Source organism: Alphaproteobacteria bacterium, from assembly GCA_016870095.1.
Classification (GTDB): domain Bacteria; phylum Pseudomonadota; class Alphaproteobacteria; order Paracaedibacterales; family VGCI01; genus VGCI01.
Map to the genome: position 1 here is coordinate 143878 of VGCI01000001.1, position 20768 is coordinate 164645.

22 protein-coding genes are annotated in these 20768 nt (G+C 35.8%); all 22 read left to right on the forward strand.

The annotated features are described in order from the left end of the window. Nucleotides 1-17 precede the first annotated feature (17 nt). The gene (locus FJX03_00645) at nt 18-1040 is read left to right on the forward strand and encodes an NAD(P)-dependent oxidoreductase (protein MBM3632206.1); all 1023 of its coding nucleotides are present in this window, start codon (nt 18-20) and stop codon (nt 1038-1040) included. Then, on the forward strand, nt 955-1683 hold the full coding sequence (locus FJX03_00650; GenBank protein MBM3632207.1) for a GNAT family N-acetyltransferase: 729 nt from the start codon (nt 955-957) through the stop codon (nt 1681-1683). The genes FJX03_00645 and FJX03_00650 overlap by 86 nt, the downstream gene beginning before the upstream one ends. A gap of 1 nt (nt 1684) precedes the next feature. After that, entirely contained in the window at nt 1685-2401 is a 717-nt protein-coding gene (locus tag FJX03_00655) for a hypothetical protein (GenBank protein ID MBM3632208.1), read from the forward strand. Next, nucleotides 2391-3311, forward strand: coding sequence for a hypothetical protein (locus FJX03_00660; GenBank protein ID MBM3632209.1), 921 nt, complete (start codon nt 2391-2393; stop codon nt 3309-3311). Before FJX03_00655 ends, FJX03_00660 begins: the two co-directional genes overlap by 11 nt. Beyond that, nucleotides 3312-4334 (forward strand): hypothetical protein, encoded by a 1023-nt coding sequence (locus FJX03_00665; GenBank protein ID MBM3632210.1) that lies wholly within the window; start codon nt 3312-3314, stop codon nt 4332-4334. Then, nucleotides 4322-6154: an asparagine synthase (glutamine-hydrolyzing) gene (gene asnB, locus FJX03_00670; protein ID MBM3632211.1), complete on the forward strand. Its 1833-nt coding sequence runs from the start codon at nt 4322-4324 to the stop codon at nt 6152-6154. The genes FJX03_00665 and asnB overlap by 13 nt, the downstream gene beginning before the upstream one ends. Beyond that, nucleotides 6154-7278, forward strand: a complete 1125-nt coding sequence (locus FJX03_00675; GenBank protein ID MBM3632212.1) for an N-acetyl sugar amidotransferase — start codon at nt 6154-6156, stop codon at nt 7276-7278. Before asnB ends, FJX03_00675 begins: the two co-directional genes overlap by 1 nt. Beyond that, the gene (locus FJX03_00680; GenBank protein ID MBM3632213.1) at nt 7275-7634 is read left to right on the forward strand and encodes a hypothetical protein; all 360 of its coding nucleotides are present in this window, start codon (nt 7275-7277) and stop codon (nt 7632-7634) included. The genes FJX03_00675 and FJX03_00680 overlap by 4 nt, the downstream gene beginning before the upstream one ends. Then, nucleotides 7634-8260: a hypothetical protein gene (locus FJX03_00685; protein MBM3632214.1), complete on the forward strand. Its 627-nt coding sequence runs from the start codon at nt 7634-7636 to the stop codon at nt 8258-8260. Before FJX03_00680 ends, FJX03_00685 begins: the two co-directional genes overlap by 1 nt. A gap of 2 nt (nt 8261-8262) precedes the next feature. Then, nucleotides 8263-10056 (forward strand): hypothetical protein, encoded by a 1794-nt coding sequence (locus FJX03_00690; GenBank protein ID MBM3632215.1) that lies wholly within the window; start codon nt 8263-8265, stop codon nt 10054-10056. Between the two features lie 38 nt (nt 10057-10094). After that, nucleotides 10095-10325, forward strand: a complete 231-nt coding sequence (locus tag FJX03_00695) for a hypothetical protein (GenBank protein ID MBM3632216.1) — start codon at nt 10095-10097, stop codon at nt 10323-10325. A gap of 220 nt (nt 10326-10545) precedes the next feature. After that, on the forward strand, nt 10546-11271 hold the full coding sequence (locus FJX03_00700) for a hypothetical protein (protein MBM3632217.1): 726 nt from the start codon (nt 10546-10548) through the stop codon (nt 11269-11271). Beyond that, complete coding sequence (gene kdsB, locus FJX03_00705; protein MBM3632218.1) at nt 11268-12026, forward strand: 3-deoxy-manno-octulosonate cytidylyltransferase; 759 nt, start codon at nt 11268-11270, stop codon at nt 12024-12026. The genes FJX03_00700 and kdsB overlap by 4 nt, the downstream gene beginning before the upstream one ends. After that, complete coding sequence (locus FJX03_00710; protein ID MBM3632219.1) at nt 12019-12978, forward strand: lactate dehydrogenase; 960 nt, start codon at nt 12019-12021, stop codon at nt 12976-12978. Before kdsB ends, FJX03_00710 begins: the two co-directional genes overlap by 8 nt. Before the next feature lies 1 nt (nt 12979). Next, nucleotides 12980-13864 carry an NAD(P)-dependent oxidoreductase gene (locus FJX03_00715; GenBank protein MBM3632220.1) on the forward strand — a complete coding sequence of 295 codons (885 nt, stop codon included), beginning with the start codon at nt 12980-12982 and terminating at the stop codon, nt 13862-13864. Continuing rightward, nucleotides 13845-14495 carry an HAD family hydrolase gene (locus FJX03_00720; protein MBM3632221.1) on the forward strand — a complete coding sequence of 217 codons (651 nt, stop codon included), beginning with the start codon at nt 13845-13847 and terminating at the stop codon, nt 14493-14495. Before FJX03_00715 ends, FJX03_00720 begins: the two co-directional genes overlap by 20 nt. Then, on the forward strand, nt 14492-15106 hold the full coding sequence (locus FJX03_00725) for a hypothetical protein (GenBank protein MBM3632222.1): 615 nt from the start codon (nt 14492-14494) through the stop codon (nt 15104-15106). The genes FJX03_00720 and FJX03_00725 overlap by 4 nt, the downstream gene beginning before the upstream one ends. After that, complete coding sequence (locus tag FJX03_00730) at nt 15099-15947, forward strand: FkbM family methyltransferase (GenBank protein MBM3632223.1); 849 nt, start codon at nt 15099-15101, stop codon at nt 15945-15947. The genes FJX03_00725 and FJX03_00730 overlap by 8 nt, the downstream gene beginning before the upstream one ends. A 139-nt stretch (nt 15948-16086) precedes the next feature. Next, nucleotides 16087-17757 carry a hypothetical protein gene (locus FJX03_00735; GenBank protein ID MBM3632224.1) on the forward strand — a complete coding sequence of 557 codons (1671 nt, stop codon included), beginning with the start codon at nt 16087-16089 and terminating at the stop codon, nt 17755-17757. Nucleotides 17758-17762: 5 nt separating this feature from the next. After that, nucleotides 17763-18854: a histidinol-phosphate aminotransferase family protein gene (locus tag FJX03_00740; protein MBM3632225.1), complete on the forward strand. Its 1092-nt coding sequence runs from the start codon at nt 17763-17765 to the stop codon at nt 18852-18854. Beyond that, nucleotides 18851-19789, forward strand: coding sequence for an NAD-dependent epimerase/dehydratase family protein (locus FJX03_00745; GenBank protein ID MBM3632226.1), 939 nt, complete (start codon nt 18851-18853; stop codon nt 19787-19789). Before FJX03_00740 ends, FJX03_00745 begins: the two co-directional genes overlap by 4 nt. Further along, the gene (locus FJX03_00750; protein ID MBM3632227.1) at nt 19786-20745 is read left to right on the forward strand and encodes a class I SAM-dependent methyltransferase; all 960 of its coding nucleotides are present in this window, start codon (nt 19786-19788) and stop codon (nt 20743-20745) included. Before FJX03_00745 ends, FJX03_00750 begins: the two co-directional genes overlap by 4 nt. The last annotated feature ends 23 nt before the right edge of the window (nt 20746-20768 follow it).

Below are 20768 nucleotides of genomic sequence, written 5' to 3' on the forward strand. Positions count from 1 at the left end.
TATCAAAGGAAAATGCCATGAATTCAATCAAAGATCTTAAAATAACTCTCATTGGTGGGGGTGGATTTATCGGCCACAATCTAGCTCTGTCTCTCCATAAATTGGGTGCCCAAGTGGATATTATTGATAGTTTACAGGTAAATAATCTTTATGCCTTTGGAAAAGCATCTCCAGAACTTTTGCACCGTGACTTGTATCTCAAAATTATTAATCAACGCCTCGATATGTTAAGAAATGCTAATATTTCCCTTCATCTTCAAGATGCACGTGATTATCATGCTTTAAGCCGAATCCTTACAGATATTGCTCCAGACGTTGTGATTCATCTGGCAGCTGTTTCTCATGCGAATAAGTCAAACAAAGATCCCTATAGTACCTTTGATCATAGTCTTCGGACCCTAGAGAATGCCCTCGATAATAGCCGTAGTTCCATCAAGCATTTCATCTATTTTTCGTCAAGTATGGTTTATGGAAACTTTCAAGATGCAGCTGTTACGGAAGAAACAATTTGTAATCCAATTGGAATTTATGGGGCTTTAAAATACGCAGGCGAAAAACTTGTGATTGCTTATAATCAAGTCTTTAATCTTCCCTATACGATTATCCGCCCTTCAGCCTTATATGGCGAGCGGTGTGTAAGCCGCCGGGTCGGACAAATCTTTCTCGAAAATGCGGTTCAAGGAAAAAATGTTGTCATTCATGGAGATGGAAGCGACAAGCTTGATTTTACTTACATTCAAGATTTGATCCAAGGCGTGGTAAAAATTATTGAGAATCCTGAGGCCATTAATGAAACCTTTAATATTACCTGTGGTCAGGGACGAGAAATAAGAGAAATGGCCGAAATGGTTAAAGAGAGTTTCCCTACGGTAGAAATTGAATATCTTCCCAAAGATGCTTTGATGCCTGATCGGGGTACGCTATCGATTGAAAAGGCCAAACGACTTATCGGTTATGAACCAGAGTATCCTCTTCACAAGGGTTATAAAGAATATATCAATTGGTACAAAAATTTTATGGTTCAACAAAATGGTATATAAAGACATTTGGCTTTCCCAATATTTTGAGGGAGGCGCCTATCGGTGTGAATCACCTTATAATGAACAGGAAATGCCTCAGGGATTTATTTATGCCAAGGTTCCTCTCGAAAATACCCATGATGTTAATTTCTTGATACAAAAGGGTTTTAAGGCTGTAGAGGTACTTGTTCAGTTCGAGCAAAATAAACTATTTCCTTATAAGCCTCAGGCAGAGTTTCAAATTGAGGTTTGTAGTGGAGAAGATAAAAACGATATTGTTAAAATCGCTGAAACAGCTTTCAAATTTTCTCGCTTCTCTCGAGATGAAGAGATCGTCGAGCTGACGGCCAATCAGATTAAAGCGGATTGGGTGGCTAATTACTTTGAGGGTCAAAGGGGAGATAAGATGATCGTGGCCCGTGAGGGGGAAAAAGTTGTTGGATTTTTACTGTTAATCAACAAATCAACGATTGATTTAATTGCTGTTGCAGATACGCATAAAGGCAGAGGTATCGCCTTATCATTGATCGGGTATGCTAATCAAAATATTGGGTTATTAAACGCAGGTACACAACTGATTAACAAGCCGTCTGTGAATCTATATGAAAAATCCGGATTTACCATAAAACAGTCTCATTACATACTTCATAGGCACGTTAAATAAAATGAAAGTAGCGATCTTCTCTACTCAAACGTCACATCATACGTGGTATATAAAGGAAATGGCAAAATTCTGTCCAAAGATTTTATGTGTACTGGAAGAACGAACAGTAAAGCCTACATTTTCAACACATCATGATTTTGAGAATGATAGAGAGATTTATGAACGCCAGGTGCTATTAGAAAACAATTCATCAGTTATTGCAGATTTTGCCCAAACTATCTTTGTTAAAAATATTAATCAGGTTGAAAAAGTCTCTGAATTTCAACAATACAGCCCCGATCTTGTCATCGTCTTTGGTACGGGTAAAATAAATCCACCGCTTATCGATAACTATCAGGGTAGGATTATTAATCTTCATGGGGGAGATCCTGAAAGCTATCGAGGATTGGATTCGCATTTATGGGCAATTTATCATGGGGATTACCAAGCATTGGTGACGACGCTTCATCATTTAACGGAAAATCTTGATGATGGTGAGGTGATTGCGAAAAAGCAGCTTGATTTGAGTGCGGTGTCCCATATCCGAGAGTTAAGAGCTATAAATACCCGTGCTTGTGTGGAATTATCAGTTACTGCAGTTAAAATGTATGAGACATTTGGAGAGCTTTTATCTTCTAAGCAGCGGACCAAGGGGAGATATTACTCCTTCATGCCAACTGATTTAAAAGAAAAGTGCTATAATAAATTTAATAACTATATTCAATCAAATGCTTTATGAAAAATATTTAAATCTTCTTTCTCACAATCACTTGGTAATATTCCTTTTTCACGGAGTCGTTAAGGATAATAGCTTTGCTGTGAGGAATTATAATCGCAAACACCTTTTGGACTCAGAATTCGATACTCTTTTGAAGGAGCTTAAAGCGAAAGGTAATGCTTTAAGTATGGATGAAGTGGTTCATTGTATGCAAGAAGAACGAAGTTTACCGCCCAAGTCATTTGCAATTACTTTTGATGATGGATTTGAAAATAATTACTCTATTGCAGCGCCCATTTTATCTGACTTAAGAATCCCATCTTCATTTTATATTGCTACTGATTTTATAGATAATAATAGAATGTCCTGGGCTGATCAGATTGACTACTGTATCGAAAATACGAGTGTGGAAGAAATACATGTTTCATTATTTGATACATTACAATGTCTTTCCTCTAAGGGGGATAAAATTAATTTTCTTAATAAAGTAAGAGGCGTGTTTAAAAAAGATAGAGACATATTTAAATCTAGAGAATCTTATATTCACGAAATATTTTCAGCCTGTGAAGTGGACTATACGGATTCTCAAGATGGGAGTTTGGACCAAAAGTTGTCTTGGTCACAAGTGAAACTATTGAGCGCTGATTCGAATTTTATTATTGGCGGTCATACTCATACCCATCCTATAATGTCTTTTTTATCAAACCAAGAAATTGATTTTGAGATCGATGTCTCCTTAAGAAAGATAGAAAATACTTTGGGAAAACCAACAAGGCATTTTTCCTATCCAGAAGGACTAGAGCATTGTTATAACAAAGATATTATTGAAAAGTTAAAAGAAAGAGGCATTATTTGCTCTCCTTCTGCAATGGATGGCATCAACACGATGAATGATGATCTTTTCAATCTAAAAAGGGTTTCAGTAGTATAAATGACAATTAATAAACTTTTAAGTACAAACAACTCTCCTTTAGTGATTGCGGAAGTTGGTGTAAACCATGAGGGAAGTTATGAAAAAGCTTGTGAATTAATCAAATTAGCTCAAGCAGCCGGGGCAGATTTTGTCAAATTTCAAAGCTATACACCCATTCGCTATGCTTCTTGCGAAGACCAACAGAGGCTAAAAAGAGTTTCAAGATTTGCCTTATCAAATGAAGACTTTTTAGGTTTGTCGCAATTAGCAACTAAATTGGGAATAGGTTTTCTTTCAACACCATTAACAGAAGATTGGGTAGAGGTATTAAATCCCTTTTGTGCAGCTTTTAAAATAGCCAGTGGAGATATCACTTTTAAGCCTGTTATTAAAAATGCGGCCCATACAGGTAAGCCACTAATCATTTCTACTGGGGCAGCGACAATCAATGAAATAGATCAAGCGGTTTCTTGGGTTTGCGAAGAAGTTGGGCAAGAAAATCTAAAGGACAGGCTCATTCTTATGCATTGTGTCGCGGCATATCCTACGCCAATTGAAGAGGCAAATGTTATGTCCATACCCTTTTTGAGGGATCGTTATGGGATATCTATCGGATACTCAAATCATGTCATGGGGATGGAGGCTTCCTTGGCAGCAGTGGCATTAGGGGCCTCTGTTATTGAAATTCATTTTACTGACCAGAAGGAGGGGCGGGAATTTAGAGATCACGCCTTATCCTTCGAGCCAGAAGATTTGAGAAAATTTATCGAGATGTCAAGACTGATTAAAGCATCCTTGGGCGCTTATGATAAAATTATTCAGAGTTGCGAAAAAGATATGATTCCCATGATTCGCAAAGGGGTGATAGCAGCGAGATCTTTAAAGGCGGGAGTTACACTCACTGAAGAAGATCTTATTTACGCTCGCCCCGCCACTGAGTTTAAAGCTTTGGAAATAGCTCAGTTGATTGGAAAGGTATTAACTCAAGATATCGAAACGGGATACTTGATACCGAAGGATGCGATTAAATGTGTGGCATAGCGGGATATTTTGGCTCAAAAAAGATTGAGCAGGGCGTCATCAATGAAACCTTGCACTTAATGAAAAGACGGGGACCAAATGGGCAAAAGCACTTTCAGCACATTCTTAGTAATGTAAAACGTTGTACTTTTCTTCATTCAAGATTGAGTATCATTGATTTGGATCATAGATCGGATCAACCATTTCATTATAAAAATAAAACCATTATTTTTAATGGAGAAATATACAATTACCTTGAGGTCAAAGAAAAGTTAAAGAGTTTGGGACACGAATTTCACACGGACTCAGACACAGAAGTGCTGATTCATGCGCTTGATGAATGGGGCTCCGCAGCATTGAATATCATTGAAGGAATGTGGGCATTTGCTTTATTGGATCGTCAACAAAATACCATAACACTTTCTCGTGACCCTTTTGGTGAAAAACCTCTTTATTTCTACCAACCAGAAAGAGGTGAGATCTATTTTGGCTCTGAAATTAAATACATAGCTTCTCTGACAGAAAAGAAATTCACACCCAATAACGATCATATTTGTCGATTCCTTGTGAATGGCTATAAAGCTCTTTATAAAACTGGGGAAACATTTTTCAGAGAAATACAAGAACTTCCAAGAGCCACCTGTATGCAGATGGATCTTGATGGCGCTCAAAGAAGGATACACTATTGGCACCCTAAAGTGCATATTCAACAAGATATGAGCTTTGCAGAAGCGGTAGAAGGTACCCGCGAGCGGCTTATAAACTCGGTAAAAATGCGTTTGAGATCAGATGTTCCCATCGCTTTTTGTATGAGCGGGGGTGTGGATTCTAATTCACTTATAAGTATTGCTAAACGTGTTTTTAATTATGATGTCCATGGATTTACAATTCTGAATTCAGATAGTCGCTATGAGGAACAAGATATGATTGACATAGGCGTTAAGGAACTGGGGATTAAGCACGACGGCTTTCCTATTGATTCTAGTCATTTCTTTGAACGCTTTCGAGAACTTATTTCTTATCATGATGCTCCAATCATTACGATCTCATTTTACCTGAACTGGTTACTTCAAGAGCAAATATCAAAGCTTGGGTATCATATTTCCATAAGTGGGACTGCCGCAGATGAATTGTTCTCTGGTTATTTCGATCATCATGTGATGTACTTTCATGATGTTCAAAATGATCCAATTCTATTAAAGGAAAGTATTCAAAATTGGGAAAGAGATATTGCTCCAATTGTTCGCAATCCTTATTTGCAAAATTCACATGAATTTATAAATAATCCTTTTCAAAGAAATCATGCTTATCTAAATAATCACAAATACGCTTCATATTTGCAAAATCACTGGTCAGAGCCTTTTACCGAGACCTATTTTCGAACAGGATTGTTGCAAAACCGCATGATGAACGAGCTTTTTCACGAAACGACGCCCATTAGTTTGCATGAAGATGATCTAAATGCGATGTATTATTCTATTGAAAATCGAGCTCCCTTTTTAGATCGAGACTTACTTGAATTTAGTCATTCAATTCCAACAAAGCATCTTGTTAAGCAAGGAAAAGCTAAGGCAGTCTTGCGAGAAGCCATGAGAGGGATAGTTCCAGACGCGATTCTTGATAATAAGCGTAAAGTTGGATTTAACGCACCGGTTACAGATCTTTTGCAAACAAATCAGTCTTCTGTACGAGACTATCTTCTTCAGGACAGTCCAATCTTTGACATTTTGAAGATGGAGCCTATGGCTGAGATGATTAATCAAGCAAATCACCCGAACAGCGACAGCAAATTTCTTTTCTCGTTTGTTAGTGCAAAAATGTTTCTAGAAGAATTTTCATAATGAATTATTGTCACTACTGTGTGTTACCAAACACCAGACCTAACCTTGTCATTGACGAAAGCGGTCGGTGCAATGCTTGTCAATCCTCCAATCAAAAAGTAAGTCAAATCAATTGGCAGGAACGACAGAGTCATTTTCAGCAGCTTGTTGATACTATTAAACAAAAAGCACAAGAATGGGACTGTGTCATTCCCGTCTCAGGGGGAAAAGATAGTACCTGGCAAGTTATAAAGGCTCTTGAATATGGGTTGAAACCCCTATGTGTAACATGGAGAACGCCTGCTCGTAATGCGATTGGTCAAAAGAATCTTGATAACCTCATTCAATTGGGCGTAGATCATATCGACTTTACAATCAATCCAGATGTCGAAAAAAAATTTACATTGGCAGCGTTTCAGAAAAAGGGAAGCCTTGCAATTCCAATGCACATGGCTCTATTTGGTCTGCCTCTTCAGGTGGCAAGCAAGTTTAAGATTCCGTTGGTTTTATGGGGTGAAAACTCAGGTATGGAATATGGTGGGGTCAATCAGTCGACTTTGGGAGGTAAGATGACACGAGATTGGCTGTTATCGTATGGTGTAACACAGGGAACGCTTGCGAATTATTGGGTTTCTGATCAGCTAACTTTGAAAGACTTATCCCCCTATATTTGGCCTACAGATCAGGAACTTGATTCAAGCGGGGTTACCCCTGCTTTTTTAGGGTGGTTTTTTCATTGGGATCCTGTTGAAACGTTTCGAGTTGCCCAAGAACATGGATTTGAGTCTCTTTCTGGGACTCCTAAAACCGGTTACTATAAATTTGCAGATGTTGATGATGAATTTATAATTGGGCTGCATCATTGGCTAAAGTGGTATAAATTTGGATTTACTCGCCTATGGGACAACCTATCTTTGGAAATTCGAAATAATCGAATGACTCGAGATGAAGCCATTCAAGTCATTTCAGATGTGGGAGACGAGTACCCCCAAGAAGCCATTGATAAATTTTGTCAGTGGGTAGGCATCACAGAATCATCATTTAGAGCTATGGCAGAAAAATTCAGAAATAAAGATGTTTGGACTTTTCAAAACGGCCGTTGGCGAATCAAGAATTTTCTAATACCCAATTGGATTTGGACATGAAATTTGAGCTGAAAGAAACTCCAAGGACTTATAAGGTTGGGCTCGAGAATCAAATCACCATCAAAGATATGGGGACTATTTCTCTTGAGTCTGATGAACAAGTCACTTTTATAACGCCAGGAGAAGGCGAGTATGATTTGTGTCGGAAAAGTTGGGGTTATTATGCCACCCCATCCGTGAATGATCGATTGAAGCGCTTTGGTTTTAAAACAGCCGTGGTGCGCAACTCCAAAGGTCAAGTTTATATTATGATTGTGGAAATCTCTAAAATGACAGCGTTTAAAGATTATTTGGCCGAAGAGTGTAACGAAGTTATTCAATGGCTTGATGAAGAGCCTTTGATGCGAGAGCTGTGATGTTGCGATTTTTAGCTTTTCTCGTATCCCGTCGAATTTATATTCCTTGGAGTTGGCTTGTCCGTCGCATCCTCCTTGCAAAAGGAGTGAAGGTTGGGAAAGACTTTTATATTGAAGGCATTCCCTATCTAAAGATTAGAGGGAAATCTAGTAATATTCAAATTGGAGAGAATGTTAAAATTTTTGGCCATGTTGATTTTAGAAACCGTGAAAATGGAAAAATTATTATTGGTAATGATGTTGAAATTGATAACGATTGCCGGTTTGTGGCAGCCAATAATGCAACCTTAGAGTTAAAAGATAAATGTTTTATAGGTCCTTACAGCGTCTTTAATGCAGGAGATGACATCATTATTGGTTCTTACACCATCTCTGGCGGATTTGTTCATATTCAAAGTTCCAATCATGGTATCTCAAAGAATGAGAAAATATGGCTCCAAAAGCATACCTATGGGAAGATTCTGATTGGAGAGGATGTGTGGTTAGGGGCTAATTGTACAATACTGAAGGGGGTGACCATTGGAAATGGATCCATATTAGCTGCAAAATGTGTCGTAACTAAAGATGTGTCTGCCTGGAAAATTGTAGCGGGAATCCCAGCTAAAGAAATTAGCGAAAGAACCTAAGAGTGGTTCTTTTATTTATTGAGTTTCCAGAACAGCTCCAACAAGCTCTAGACATACTGAAAACGCATTCAAATTATATTATAGTCGCTGGGAATGTCACTGTAGCTGCCTATCTTGAATCTCAAGGGATAGAATTTGTTAACTTAGATGCTGAGCTTGACTATAATGCATATTTTAATATTTCGCGTCAGGAATTTGAAAAGTTAGAAAAAGTGTGTAATGAATTAGATAAAATTATTCAAACAAGCAACCCTGTTGCCAAAAAATTTAATATAACACCTTTTTTATACAATTATTACTATCTAAAAATACTGCTTGATTATCTTAATTGGATCTATCATTGCTGTGATTTTCTTATAAAAAAATATAAGCCAAAAAATATTATTTACTTCTATAGGGCCAAACTGCAGACTAATGAATTGGAATGGCGTACAGAGGAGACTGTTGTTGGGTATGTTTTAAAAAATTGCTTTTCCCTTCTAAATATAACAGAAATAAATTGTATTAATGAAGCCAATAATAATTACGGAGTGATGCAGGATAATTACTCTAAACCTATCCATAGCATTATTTCTATATCGATGATGCAAAGAATATATAATAAAGTAATAAGAGAGATAAAAGCGATATATAACAAAAAATTTGATAAAAACTATTTTTCAATTCACCCCCTAATTTCAATATCTGTTGCTAATAAATGTAAGTTAAGAAAAATAGACATTAGCAGTTTAGCGGTTTTAAAATATCCTTATAATACCAATAATTGTATTAAAAAAAGCGATGAAATTTTTGATAAATTTCAAGAATATTTTGATAAAAATTTTGTAAAAATATTGCGTGTAAAAATCGAAAAATGTATTATTGCAAAAATAGATAATTACATAAATTATTATATCAATTCAATTAATTTGATAGAAAAATATAATCCTCGGTTTTTAGAAATGTCTGTTGGGCTTGTTCCCGAGCATAAAATTTTGGCACAAGCTTTTAAGAAAAAAAATAAAAAAGTTTTCATTCTGCAACATGGTGCAATGGGTCAACATCCCGAAAAAATGTTCTATTACGTTGATTTATTAGTGGCAACTGATTATTTAGTATATGGCCAAGGCGTCAAGAATTATATCAAAGTTCATTATCCCAATTTGCCATTAAATATACATGTTGTAGGAAATAATAAGCTTAAAGAAATTAATAGAAAATTAGAGAAAAGCGATTTATGCAAAATTTTTAATTTTAACCCAAAATTACCTACTTTTATATTCCAAATCCCAGGGGTTTTTCACCATTTCTTTTATAATTGCTTTAATTCAGAAGGTGATTTTGTAGAGTACCAGAATTTAAAGAAAATAGTAATGAAATTTGAGCAAAATAGAAATATTCAACTTATCCTTAAATTTCATAGTGACAAAAATAGTCCAAAGAACTCTATTGAATTATATATATCTAAATTAAATTTGCCGAATGTAAAAATTGTAAGGGATATTCATCTTTCTACTCTTACGAATGCAGGAGATTATTTTATAACAAATCGGCCTTCGACAGGGATGTTTGAGGCTATGTATCTAAAAAAACCAATTATTGCCTATAATTCTGTCATCAAGTTTTGGGGTGAGGATGAGACTCTAACACACTCTAGTTATTATTTTACAAAATTTGAAAATGTATTGAATTTTTTTGAGAATAAAGCATATTTAAATAAAATGTCACAAGATTATACGCTGGAATATATACAACAATTTGTGGATTCAGGCAATTTTGAGGCAAATATTGAAAGCCTATACAAGAAGTTAGTATGAGGGGGATATAAAATTGGCTGACAATATTGAACATTTACATGATGATGTCTTTGGAGCCACATTTGCTCTTTATGATCGTTAAAGAGATTGAAAAATTTATAGAGCCCTTTGAGTTACGATTTAAAAGAAATTCAATTGATCCCGGTGCGTTATGTACAGGTAAGAAGTGTTTAGATGCCGGTGGCGGAAATGGGCGGGTAAGTTTATTTATGGCCACTCATGGTGCCAAAAATTTTGAATCAATAGATATCAGCCCATTCAATGTTTAGAGCGCAAAACGAAATGATGATCTCACTAAATTTTCGGATATTATTAATGCGCAGCAATTTTCGCTAGAATTTATCCCTTTTCCTTATGAAACATTTGATTTTATTTGGTGCAATATATAATACCCCTGCCTATAAATAATAATTTTATTTTTCTAATGACTTAACGATAAAGATAGGAATAATTTTATGACGACAACAACATCTGTAGAGATAATTATTTATGAGTAAATTAGATAAAAAACCGTTTCTTGCCGCTTGGCAAATGCTTCCTTCACCCCAAGTCACTGTCGCAATGGTTAGCTTAGGATTTGACTGGGTAGTTGTAGATCTGGAGCATACATCTCTAACAACTCAGGAAGCCGAAGCAATTTTTATTGCCGCGGAAAAATATGGATGTAAACCTTATGTTAGATTACCCTTTATGGATCCTTATTTGGCACGTCGTATGCTTGATGCGGGGGCCCAAGGTGTTATTTTGCCAGTTGTTGAAGAGAGAAAATTTTTTGATCAATTTGCTTCACATTGTTTTTTTCCGCCTAAGGGCAAAAGAGGATTAGGGTTGGTACGGGCAAATTTATGGGGAGAACAATTAAAAGAGCATTTTGAAAATTTTCAACCTCAAATTATTGCTCAAATAGAAACAAGGATCGGGGCTCAAAATATTGATGAAATTATAAAATCACCTTTTCTAGACGGTGTTATGGTTGGGCCCTACGATTTGTCAGCAAGTTTGGGTAAAGCAGGACAATTTGAGGATCCAGAGTTTTTAGAATATGTAAATCACATTTTTCAAACGGCCAAGACAAATAATAAAAGTATAGGATATCATCAAGTTCAACCTGATTTGGGAGAATTAAAAAAAAGATGCCAGGAAGGTTATGATTTTGTTGCTTATGGAACTGATGTTGTGGCACTGCGTCACGCTTTAAAGGGAATAAAAACATGAAAAAAATATGCATTATACCAGCTCGTCTTGGATCTTCCCGATTTCCCGGTAAGCCATTAGCGGATGCGTGCGGAATGCCAGTTTTGATTCATATCGCAAAAAGGTGCCTTTTGAGCCAAAATCTAGACTATGTTGCCGTTGCAACATGTGATGTTGAGATTATAGATGTTTGTCAAAAGTACGGAATTCCAGCAATTATGACGAGCGTAGAACATGAAAGATGCACAGATCGTGTCAGTGAAGCCGTTGAAAAATTAGACTTTTCATTAAATGACAATGATTTTATTCTTATGGTTCAAGGAGATGAAATTCTTGTTACTCCTGAAATGCTAGATATGGTTATTGAGGATTATCAAGCTAAAACGACGTTAGTTGTGAATCTTTTATCACGTATTTATACGCAGGCAGATCATATCGATCCAAACGTCGTTAAGGTTGTTTCTTCGCCAGATCAAAGGGCACTTTATCTCTCGCGCGCGCCCATCCCTTCTAAGTATCGCGATTCACAAGCTCCAGCCTATCAACAAACAGGTGTAATTGGCTTTGCAAAATCATTTTTAGCGCACTTTAGCCAGCTCCCACAAACACCCCTTGAAAAGATAGAGTCGATTGATATGTTGAGAGTTCTTGAGCATGGATTATCTTTAAGAGTTGTGTATACAGATCAGGAGACAGTTGCTGTAGATGTTCCTTCCGATCTTGAAAGAGCTTGTGAGATTCTAAAAACAGATTCTTTAATGCGAAAATATGCTTAAAGTTCTCGTTTCTAATATTGGCTTCGGTCAAGCATCGCCAAAAGCATTGCTCCTTTTAAAGGAAAAAGTTGCTATATCGCTAAATGAAAATTCTGTTCGTTATGATGAAACACTATTAAGTGTTTTAATTCAGGATGCTGACATCCTTATCGCTGGAACTGAAAAAATATCAAGAGAAGTATTAAAACAAGCTCAGCGTTTAAAGTTAATTGCACGAGTAGGGGGCGGGGTAGATAGTATTGATCTTGAGGCGGTAAAAGAAAAACAAATCAGTATTTCCTATACTCCTGAAGCGCCAGCAAAAGCCATTCCAGAGTTTACATTAACTCTGATGCTGAATTTGATTAAAAATATTAGTCAGATTGATAGAAAAATGCATGGAGGGGATTGGCAGAGGTATATGGGAAAAATGCTCTCTTCTATGATTATTGGTATTGTGGGAGCTGGTCGGATTGGGGCGCGCCTCATCCATATTTTAAAATCACTCTATCCAGATATCCAAATTTATTTTTACGATCCTTTTGTAGACTTTGCTTCAGGGGCGACAAAAGTTGAATTGAATGCATTATTTGAAATTTCTGACTTAGTTTCTTTACACCTTCCCTTGACGGATCACACACGCAACTTAGTAGGACCGGCATTGCTTCAGAGAATGAAGCCAGGAAGCTATTTAGTTAATACAGCTCGCGGAGGCATTGTTGATGAAGAAGCTCTTTATGAGTTTCTCTCAAGCAAACATATAGCAGCTGCTGCATTAGATGTATTTAATCATGAACCTTATCAGGGGCCCTTAAATAGGCTGGAAAATTGTCTTCTAACATCCCATATTGGTTCTATGACACAGGAAGTTCGAGAAATTATGGAAAATCAGGTTAGTGAGGATATCCTTCGCTTTATACAAAATAAGCCCTTACTGAGGGCATTGCCTGGTTTTAATTTTAGGGAAAATTAGTATGAAAAAAGCTATTGTTTTTGGGGGATCTGGGTTTATAGGAAGCCATGTAGTAGACGCGCTGACAAAAGAAGGAATTCAAACAACTGTGTTTGATATCGTACCATCTGCCTATCTCAATAAAAATCAAATTTTCATTCAAGGTGATATTCTTGATTCAGAGGCAGTTTGTAGAGCAATTGAAGGCCAGGACTATGTTTATCATCTGGCAGGTCAACCAGACATAGAAATAGGCTTTCAGGAACCACAGCGCACTCTTGAATTAAATATAGTTGGGACAACTAATATATTGGAGGCTTGTCGGTACCATAAAGTAGAGCGCTTCCTTTTTGCTTCTACCATTTATGTTTATTCAAATGCGGGCGGTTTTTATCGAGTGAGTAAGCAAGCATGCGAACTGATTATCGAAGAGTATCAGAAGAATTATAATGTTAATTATACCATTCTTCGATATGGATCTCTCTATGGTCCCCGTGCGGATGATAACAACCTAATTCATAGAATTTTAAAGCAAGCTATTTTAGAAAAAAAGATTGAGATTGGCTATAGTCCCGATGAAAAGAGAGATTATATCCATGTTTACGATGCGGCTCGAATGAGCGTAGATCTTTTAGCGCCTGAGCATATGAATACCCACGTTATGTTGACAGGCCACCAACCTATTACACGGGGCGATTTGCTGGCAATGATTTGTGAAATGCTGGGGGGGAATATTGAGATTCATCAGCAACAACCGGAGATTGATCAGCTTCATGGAAGATATAAATTTACTCCATATGTCTTTAAGCCGCAAGTTTCAAAGAAAATATTGAGTTCACAATACATGGAATTTGGCCAAGGTCTATTAAATTGCATGGAAGAAGTTCATGAAAAATATATTACCTGAAAATCTTCAAGCTGTTTTTCTAGATTTTGATGGAGTTGTGGTTGAATCTACAACCATAAAAACAGAAGCTTTTTACGAGATATATCTCTCCTATGGGAGAGAGATCGCTGAGAAGGCCAAAGAATTTCATCTTGCTCATCAAGGGATCACAAGGGCTATTAAGTTTCGAGAAATTCATTGGCAATTCCTACGTAAAAAGTGTGAAATAGACGAGCAAAACAGGCTCAGTGAAAGATTTGCAGAAATTGTTTTCGCAAAAATTCTTGAGTGCCCAATGGTGGATGGAATTATGGATTTCCTTGAAACAATTTGCGCGAAAAATATTCCTGCATTTTTGTTGTCAGCCACTCCTCAGAAAGAATTAGAATTGATCTGTTGTAAACGAGGGTTAAGTCAATTCTTTAAAACTATGTATGGTGCTCCTTACACCAAAACGGAAGCTGGGGAAAGTCTTCTTAAACAATATAATCTCAACCCAGATCAGGCTATCTTTGTGGGGGATAGTCTCAGTGATTATGAGGCTGCTTCTGCTCTTGGAATTTCATTCATAGCAAGGGTAGCTAAGGGAATGACAAACCCATTTCCTGAAAGGTTACCAAGGATTTCTAGTTTTAAAGATGTAGTGATTTGAAAACAAAGACATTTAATTGCAGCCAAGATGCTGGTGCCTATTTAGCTCTTGCAGTTTCGCAAGACCTCAAAGAGCAAATTCAATCTTATGAGAGGGCTACCTGGATATTGCCAGGCGGAAACTCTATTAAGCCATTTTATCCATATTTTGCGAGGTTATCCTTACCATGGAAGAGAATTAGTTTTGGATTAAGTGACGAGAGATGTGTACCTGTTGAGCATGATATGAGTAATGAACGTCAATTGAGAGAGAATTTCTTATCATATTTAAAAAACTATGACTATCTTCCCGTGAATGATAGGCTCGTCTCAATTATAAGGTTATATCCACCTATTACCGTCTTAAGTATGGGAGATGACGGGCATGTTGCCTCTCTTTTTCCGGAGGAAGCAGGCATTTGGAAAAATGAAGGCACTGGGATATATGTTACGAAAAATCAATTCCCAAATCGCATGAGTCTTACCGAAGAAACTTTGCTGATTTCTAGAAAAATATATATTATTGTTGCAAATAGGAAAAAGAACAAATTCTTAGATCAAATAGACTTTTCGAGATTTGCACTAAATGAAATTTTCGAGAAATCAGAAATTATAAGGTGCTTAAATGATTAAAAGAATAATAAGAAACGGTTTGGCAACTCTTACCAAAGAATTGGTGCGTTTATGCCTTAAAAAAGGCTGTTTACAACAAGATGATATTGTTGAGAATTTAAGCAGCTATATCGATGTTAAAACAAAGTATGGTAAAATAACATTTTTTTGTCCGGGACAACTGCCCATTTGGAGGGCTAATACTTTCTTTGATCTAGAGCCGGAAACATTAGAGTGGATCGATTCATTTGAAAAAGAAGGGACCTTTTTTGATATTGGAGCTAACGTTGGTCTATATAGCCTTTATGCAGGAATTAAGGGGCACCAAGTTATTTCTTTTGAGCCTTATAGTGCCAATCAATATATTCTTAACAAAAATATATACATAAATAATTTGGATTCAAAAGTATTGGCGATTTCTGCAGCTCTATCCGATAAGTTTCAGTTCAGCAAATTTTATATGCAAAATATGAAATTTGGTGCAGCTGAAAATTCAGCGGGCTCTCCAATTGATTGGCAAGAAAAGGATTATGATTCTAAATTTAATCAGGGAATAATGGAATATTCGTTGGATGTATTATTGAATATACCGAATATGCCTTTCCCTAATTATATAAAAATTGATGTTGATGGGATTGAAGATAAAATATTAAAGGGCGCCCAAAAAACCTTGCAGGATAAACGTTTAAAAGAAGTTCTTGTAGAGCTTGATGAAAAACATTCTACTTATAGGAATGTTTTAGAGTTTATGCAATCAAGTGGTTTTGATTTAGAATTTAAAAAGCAAGGTGAAGTGTTTTCTGCCGGGATATATAAGGACATGTATAATCATTTATTTGTGAGAAAAAAAACCAATTCATAAAATGACCCCTGTTTATCATATAAAAAAAATTGATCAATTGGCAAATTCAGAGCACTTCAATCTTACTTATTTTCTGGGGGCAGAATATAAGATTTATCAGTTGGTAAGTGAAAGGTTTCCGCATCTTAAGCATTTACGAGTGCAAAGAGAACAAATTTGGGAGCTCGTTCGGGATAATTTGATAAATCTGGACCAGAATATTCCCAATATAAATCCCTTGTGGCTTGCAAGTGATTTGGCCGAAAATAACTTGTGTCTTGAGAATTTTACGCTATACATCCTCAACTCGTTAGCATTAATTCAAGAAACTGTGACAAAAGATGAGGACGTATTAATAATATGTGATGATGATGAACAGGTTCTACTTTATGCCAAAATCTTAAAGTCCAATGGGTTTCGGGTCAATTATTCTGTGAACTACGGCATTCTTATTAAGCGTCTGCTGGGGATGTTGTGGCAGAAAAGCATAAAAAGTGCACAAAGTCTCTATCAAATATTGTATCTAAAAACGATAAGATTTTACCAAAAAGTGCCCATTCCCCTTTCCTTAATAAAGGAAGGTGAGGTGTTATGTATTAATTGGTGCGGCCCTAATTCTTTCGCAACAGAAACACTTTTGCACAATGACAGGTATTTTGGAGATCTTCTTTCCCATTTGAAGAAGATAGGTTTGAAGGTTGTTGTTATTGGGAAGACCCTTGACTTTGTTTATCGATTTCCCGAAATTGTGCGGGAATCTCTCGTAAAGAACAAGAATACTCTCTTTTTGCAAGACTTCCTATGTATAAGAGCTGTTTTAATATCCTTTTTTCGATCATTTTTCTTTTTAAAGTATATTAAGTATTCCTTTAAAATAGGTGAGGTAAATTTATCTCCTTTATGGAAGTGGTTTTGTCTTAAAGATGCCTTAAAAGCAAGAATTCCTGCAGCACTTGAAGTGTTTTATGCCTCAAAAAAAATTTGTAAGACGATTGAAAAAGCTTTTCCTTGCGTGATTTACCCTTATGAGAATCAACCCTGGGAAAAGCTTTTATGTTTATCTTTATCGGAGAATGGATTGGGAGAAAAAGTCTTTGCATACCAACACTTTCCAATTGCGAAAGAGTACATAACTTGTTATCCGTCTCGCGCATCGATGAAAAGTAAGGCACCAACACTACTTTTAAGTGATCACAATTTTGGTAAATGGTTGAAAGAATTAAATTATCAGAATTCTATTGTGGTCGGTAATTTTAGATTTCAAAAAATGTTTCAATCTATCGAAGAAACAAGAAAATTTTTAGATCCAGTCATAAAAAATATTTTATGTTGCACCTCTATTCAATTAAATGATTCTCTTGAACTTGTCAGCAAAGTCGTCCAAATACTTGAACAACTCGATGTTACTATTCAAAAGAGCATAAGATTAGTTGTCAATTTTCACCCATTCTTGCTCAAAAATTCGCGAGAAGCGATAAGGGATTTGTTGGTTAATAAGGCATTTGAAAGTAAAATTAGTGATCTAAGTTTAAATGATCTTATTAATGATTCGTACTTGATTTTTTACCATTCGACCTCTGTTTGTTTTGACGCAAGCATGCGGGGGATTCCAGCGATATTTATAGGCTCGGACTTACGTATTAATCTGGACAAAATGCCAAATAGGGCTTTGAATATCAAAAATCGAGAGGAAGGTGTGGTCTTGCTTAACAAGCTTTTAAATGAAAAGGACTATTATGATGACATATGTAATAGATCTCGACATTTCTTTAATGCATATTATAAACCACCCAATTATCAATTAATTCAAAATTTATTACAAACCAAGTAAAGGAAATGCAAATGTTTCTTAGTAAAAAACAATATCTTAGAGAAATTCAACGTATAAGAGTATCCGAAGGACGCGATCTAATTCAGGGACTACGTTTGGATAGAAATGAGAAAGTAGATAATTGGCCAGATGACTTTATGCAAAAAGTTCTTAATGTCAAACCTAAATCTTTTTTTAGTACTTATCCTGATGTAACAGGTTTGTATAAAAAATTGGCTCGTCATCTTGATGTTCAAGAAAATCAGCTTCTCTTGTCTTCTGGTATTGACGGAGTTATCAAGACATTATTTGAAGTTCTTATTGAGCCAAATGACTGTGTAGGAGTTCTTTATCCAACTTATGCAATGTATGATATTTATTCTAAGATTTTTCAAGCAGAAATGTTTCATGTGGGATATAAAGCTGATTTAACGATTGATTGGGAGCAGTTCCAGGCATTTTTGGAAAAAAAACCAGTAATGTTCTTTCTTCCTAACCCTAATCAACCCATTGAATCCTGCCTTTCCCTAGAAGAGATGCGCAAATTAGCGACTCAATGTCATGAAGTAGGCTGTTTACTTGTAGTTGATGAAGCTTATCATTATTTTGGAGCTGAATCGTCCATACCTCTCCTACAAGAATTTGAAAATGTTGTTATCATGCGTACTTTTTCCAAGGCTTTTGGAATTCCCTCAGCTCGATTAGGGTATATGATTTCAACAATTGAAAATATGGAGCTTCTCTCGAAAACCCGATTTGCACATGAATCTAATGCAATAAGTGCAGCAATGGCTGAGTATCTTTTAGATCACTTTGATATAGTAGAAAATTATGCAAAAAAAATTAATGAGTCTAAAAAGGTAGTTAAGCATAGATTAGAAAGTTTAGGAATTAAATCTTATGGAAAGAATGGCAACTATCTATTGATGGACTTAGTAACACCCGAAAAGGCAAAAAAGTGTGTTGATTTCCTGCGAGAGCAAAAAATTTATGTTAAGGGTCCTTGGGCATCTCCTTGGGATCGATACATCACAATCACTTTGGGACCAAGTGAGATGATGAATCAATTTTTAGAAGCTATAGAAAATTTACAAAATAAATTAGCGAGTGCCTCATGAAAATTCTGGTTACGGGAGGAATGGGATATATAGGTTCTAAGATTATATCTCGTCTTGAGCGAGATAATCACGAGATCACTATATTGGATAACTTTTCAACCAATATAATAAAGCAGACTAAAGATAAAGAAGTCTTGAGGGCAGATATTGCAGATTTTGAGTCATTGAAGGTTCTGAAGAGGAGAGGAATAGATACAGTTCTGCATTTAGCTGCCCAGTCATCAGGTGCAGTCTCCTTTAAAAATCCTGAGCAAGATCTAAGGGTTAATATCCTAGGGACACTGAATATGATTCGATTGTGTGAGTTGTGGGAAATTCCTAGGATATTGTTTGCTTCATCTTTTACTGTATATGGAGATAACGCGGATCATGAAATTTTGAGTGAAGATTTGCCCTGCGATCCAAAATCATTATACGGAATTGGGAAATTGACGGGCGAGCTTTATTTAAAAGTTTATGCGGAAAAATTAGGTATTAAATGGAATGCTTTAAGAATGTTTAATGTTTACGGACCCGGACAGGATTTGTCGCGTAAAGATCAAGGTATGGTTAGCATATTCTTAAGCTATATTAAAGAAGGCAATTATGTTCCCGTTCAAGGGAGTCTTGATCGCTTTCGAGATCATGTCTATATCGATGATGTCGTTGAAGCCTGGGTTGCGTGTATAAAAAATAATGATTTTTCAAATCAGATTTTTAATGTTGGATCCGGAAAAAAGACCACGATTAAAGAATTGATTGACAAAATTATTGGTATTTATAACAAAGAAGTCATCGTTGAAACGACGGGGTATACGCCTGGAGATATGATGGGTTGTTATGCTGATATTTCAAAAATTACTCGTGATTTAGGATATTCACCAATATATGATCTTGATTCAGGGCTTCTGGCCTTTAAACAATGGGCTGATGAGGAAGGGGCTAACAAAAAATGACAGTAGCTTGTTGGATTTGCTCTCAACCAACAGTTTCTAAAATAGTTCGACTACGTTCTCAAAAAGAGGCAAATTTACAAATATGTCTTGAGTGTAATTTTGAGTTTTTTGATCATGATAATATTTTTTTGCTTGAGCAAAATCAGTTAGATAAAACACGCCTTGAATCCGCAGGGTTAGATATTCCTACTCAAGAAAAAGATTTCATTAATGGGTACAATCAATCAAAAACATATATGAATGAGTATATTAGTAAGGAAGATATTGGAGAAAATATTCTTGAGATCGGCTGCTCTTGGGGCTATTTTTTGAAACATCTTAAGGAATTTGGTTGTATACCGTATGGAGTAGAAATTAATTCCATTCGTTCAAATTTTGTTCAATTTGAATTAAATATCTTATGTTATGAAAATTTGGATAAACTTATTAACTTGGGCATAAAATTTAAAAAAGTATTTTCCTTTTATTGCCTCGAATATATTAAGGATCCTATTGATTATTTTCAGAAAATTCTTTCGCTTCTTCAAAAGGGAGGTGAAATTATTTTTATTACCCCTAATGTGCAAGATACCTTAAAGGATGTGTGGCAAAATAAGGCCTACCGTGATTTTTTCTATGATGAATGCGCAATCGCTTATTATTCAAAACAATCTATAGAAATTTTAGTTGCAAAGCTGAAAGCAAATAATTCACTCATAAAATCGTCAATAAGTGTAAAGCAAGGATATAGCATTTTTAATCATTTATATTGGAACTTTAATCAACGACCCGTTAAAGGAAATTCCCTTGTGGGAGGAGATGACATACTCAATAATTTATCCGATGATATTGATAAATCAAGCGAAGTTGGACAAAAATTTATTGAATTTTTAACAGCAATTGATAGGCAGTATAAAACACTGATCGAAAAATATGATTATGGTAATCAAATTATAATTAAAATTAACAACAAATGAAAACATGCAATTTAAAAATCCCT

Coding starts and splice junctions, on each gene's coding strand:
- FJX03_00645 (MBM3632206.1), top strand. CDS start 18: ATGAATTCAATCAAAGATCTTAAAATAACTCTCATTGGTGGGGGTGGA.
- FJX03_00650 (MBM3632207.1), top strand. CDS start 955: ATGAACCAGAGTATCCTCTTCACAAGGGTTATAAAGAATATATCAATT.
- FJX03_00655 (MBM3632208.1), top strand. CDS start 1,685: ATGAAAGTAGCGATCTTCTCTACTCAAACGTCACATCATACGTGGTAT.
- FJX03_00660 (MBM3632209.1), top strand. CDS start 2,391: ATGCTTTATGAAAAATATTTAAATCTTCTTTCTCACAATCACTTGGTA.
- FJX03_00665 (MBM3632210.1), top strand. CDS start 3,312: ATGACAATTAATAAACTTTTAAGTACAAACAACTCTCCTTTAGTGATT.
- asnB (MBM3632211.1), top strand. CDS start 4,322: ATGTGTGGCATAGCGGGATATTTTGGCTCAAAAAAGATTGAGCAGGGC.
- FJX03_00675 (MBM3632212.1), top strand. CDS start 6,154: ATGAATTATTGTCACTACTGTGTGTTACCAAACACCAGACCTAACCTT.
- FJX03_00680 (MBM3632213.1), top strand. CDS start 7,275: ATGAAATTTGAGCTGAAAGAAACTCCAAGGACTTATAAGGTTGGGCTC.
- FJX03_00685 (MBM3632214.1), top strand. CDS start 7,634: ATGTTGCGATTTTTAGCTTTTCTCGTATCCCGTCGAATTTATATTCCT.
- FJX03_00695 (MBM3632216.1), top strand. CDS start 10,095: ATGATGATGTCTTTGGAGCCACATTTGCTCTTTATGATCGTTAAAGAG.
- FJX03_00700 (MBM3632217.1), top strand. CDS start 10,546: ATGAGTAAATTAGATAAAAAACCGTTTCTTGCCGCTTGGCAAATGCTT.
- kdsB (MBM3632218.1), top strand. CDS start 11,268: ATGAAAAAAATATGCATTATACCAGCTCGTCTTGGATCTTCCCGATTT.
- FJX03_00710 (MBM3632219.1), top strand. CDS start 12,019: ATGCTTAAAGTTCTCGTTTCTAATATTGGCTTCGGTCAAGCATCGCCA.
- FJX03_00715 (MBM3632220.1), top strand. CDS start 12,980: ATGAAAAAAGCTATTGTTTTTGGGGGATCTGGGTTTATAGGAAGCCAT.
- FJX03_00720 (MBM3632221.1), top strand. CDS start 13,845: ATGAAAAATATATTACCTGAAAATCTTCAAGCTGTTTTTCTAGATTTT.
- FJX03_00730 (MBM3632223.1), top strand. CDS start 15,099: ATGATTAAAAGAATAATAAGAAACGGTTTGGCAACTCTTACCAAAGAA.
- FJX03_00740 (MBM3632225.1), top strand. CDS start 17,763: ATGCAAATGTTTCTTAGTAAAAAACAATATCTTAGAGAAATTCAACGT.
- FJX03_00745 (MBM3632226.1), top strand. CDS start 18,851: ATGAAAATTCTGGTTACGGGAGGAATGGGATATATAGGTTCTAAGATT.
- FJX03_00750 (MBM3632227.1), top strand. CDS start 19,786: ATGACAGTAGCTTGTTGGATTTGCTCTCAACCAACAGTTTCTAAAATA.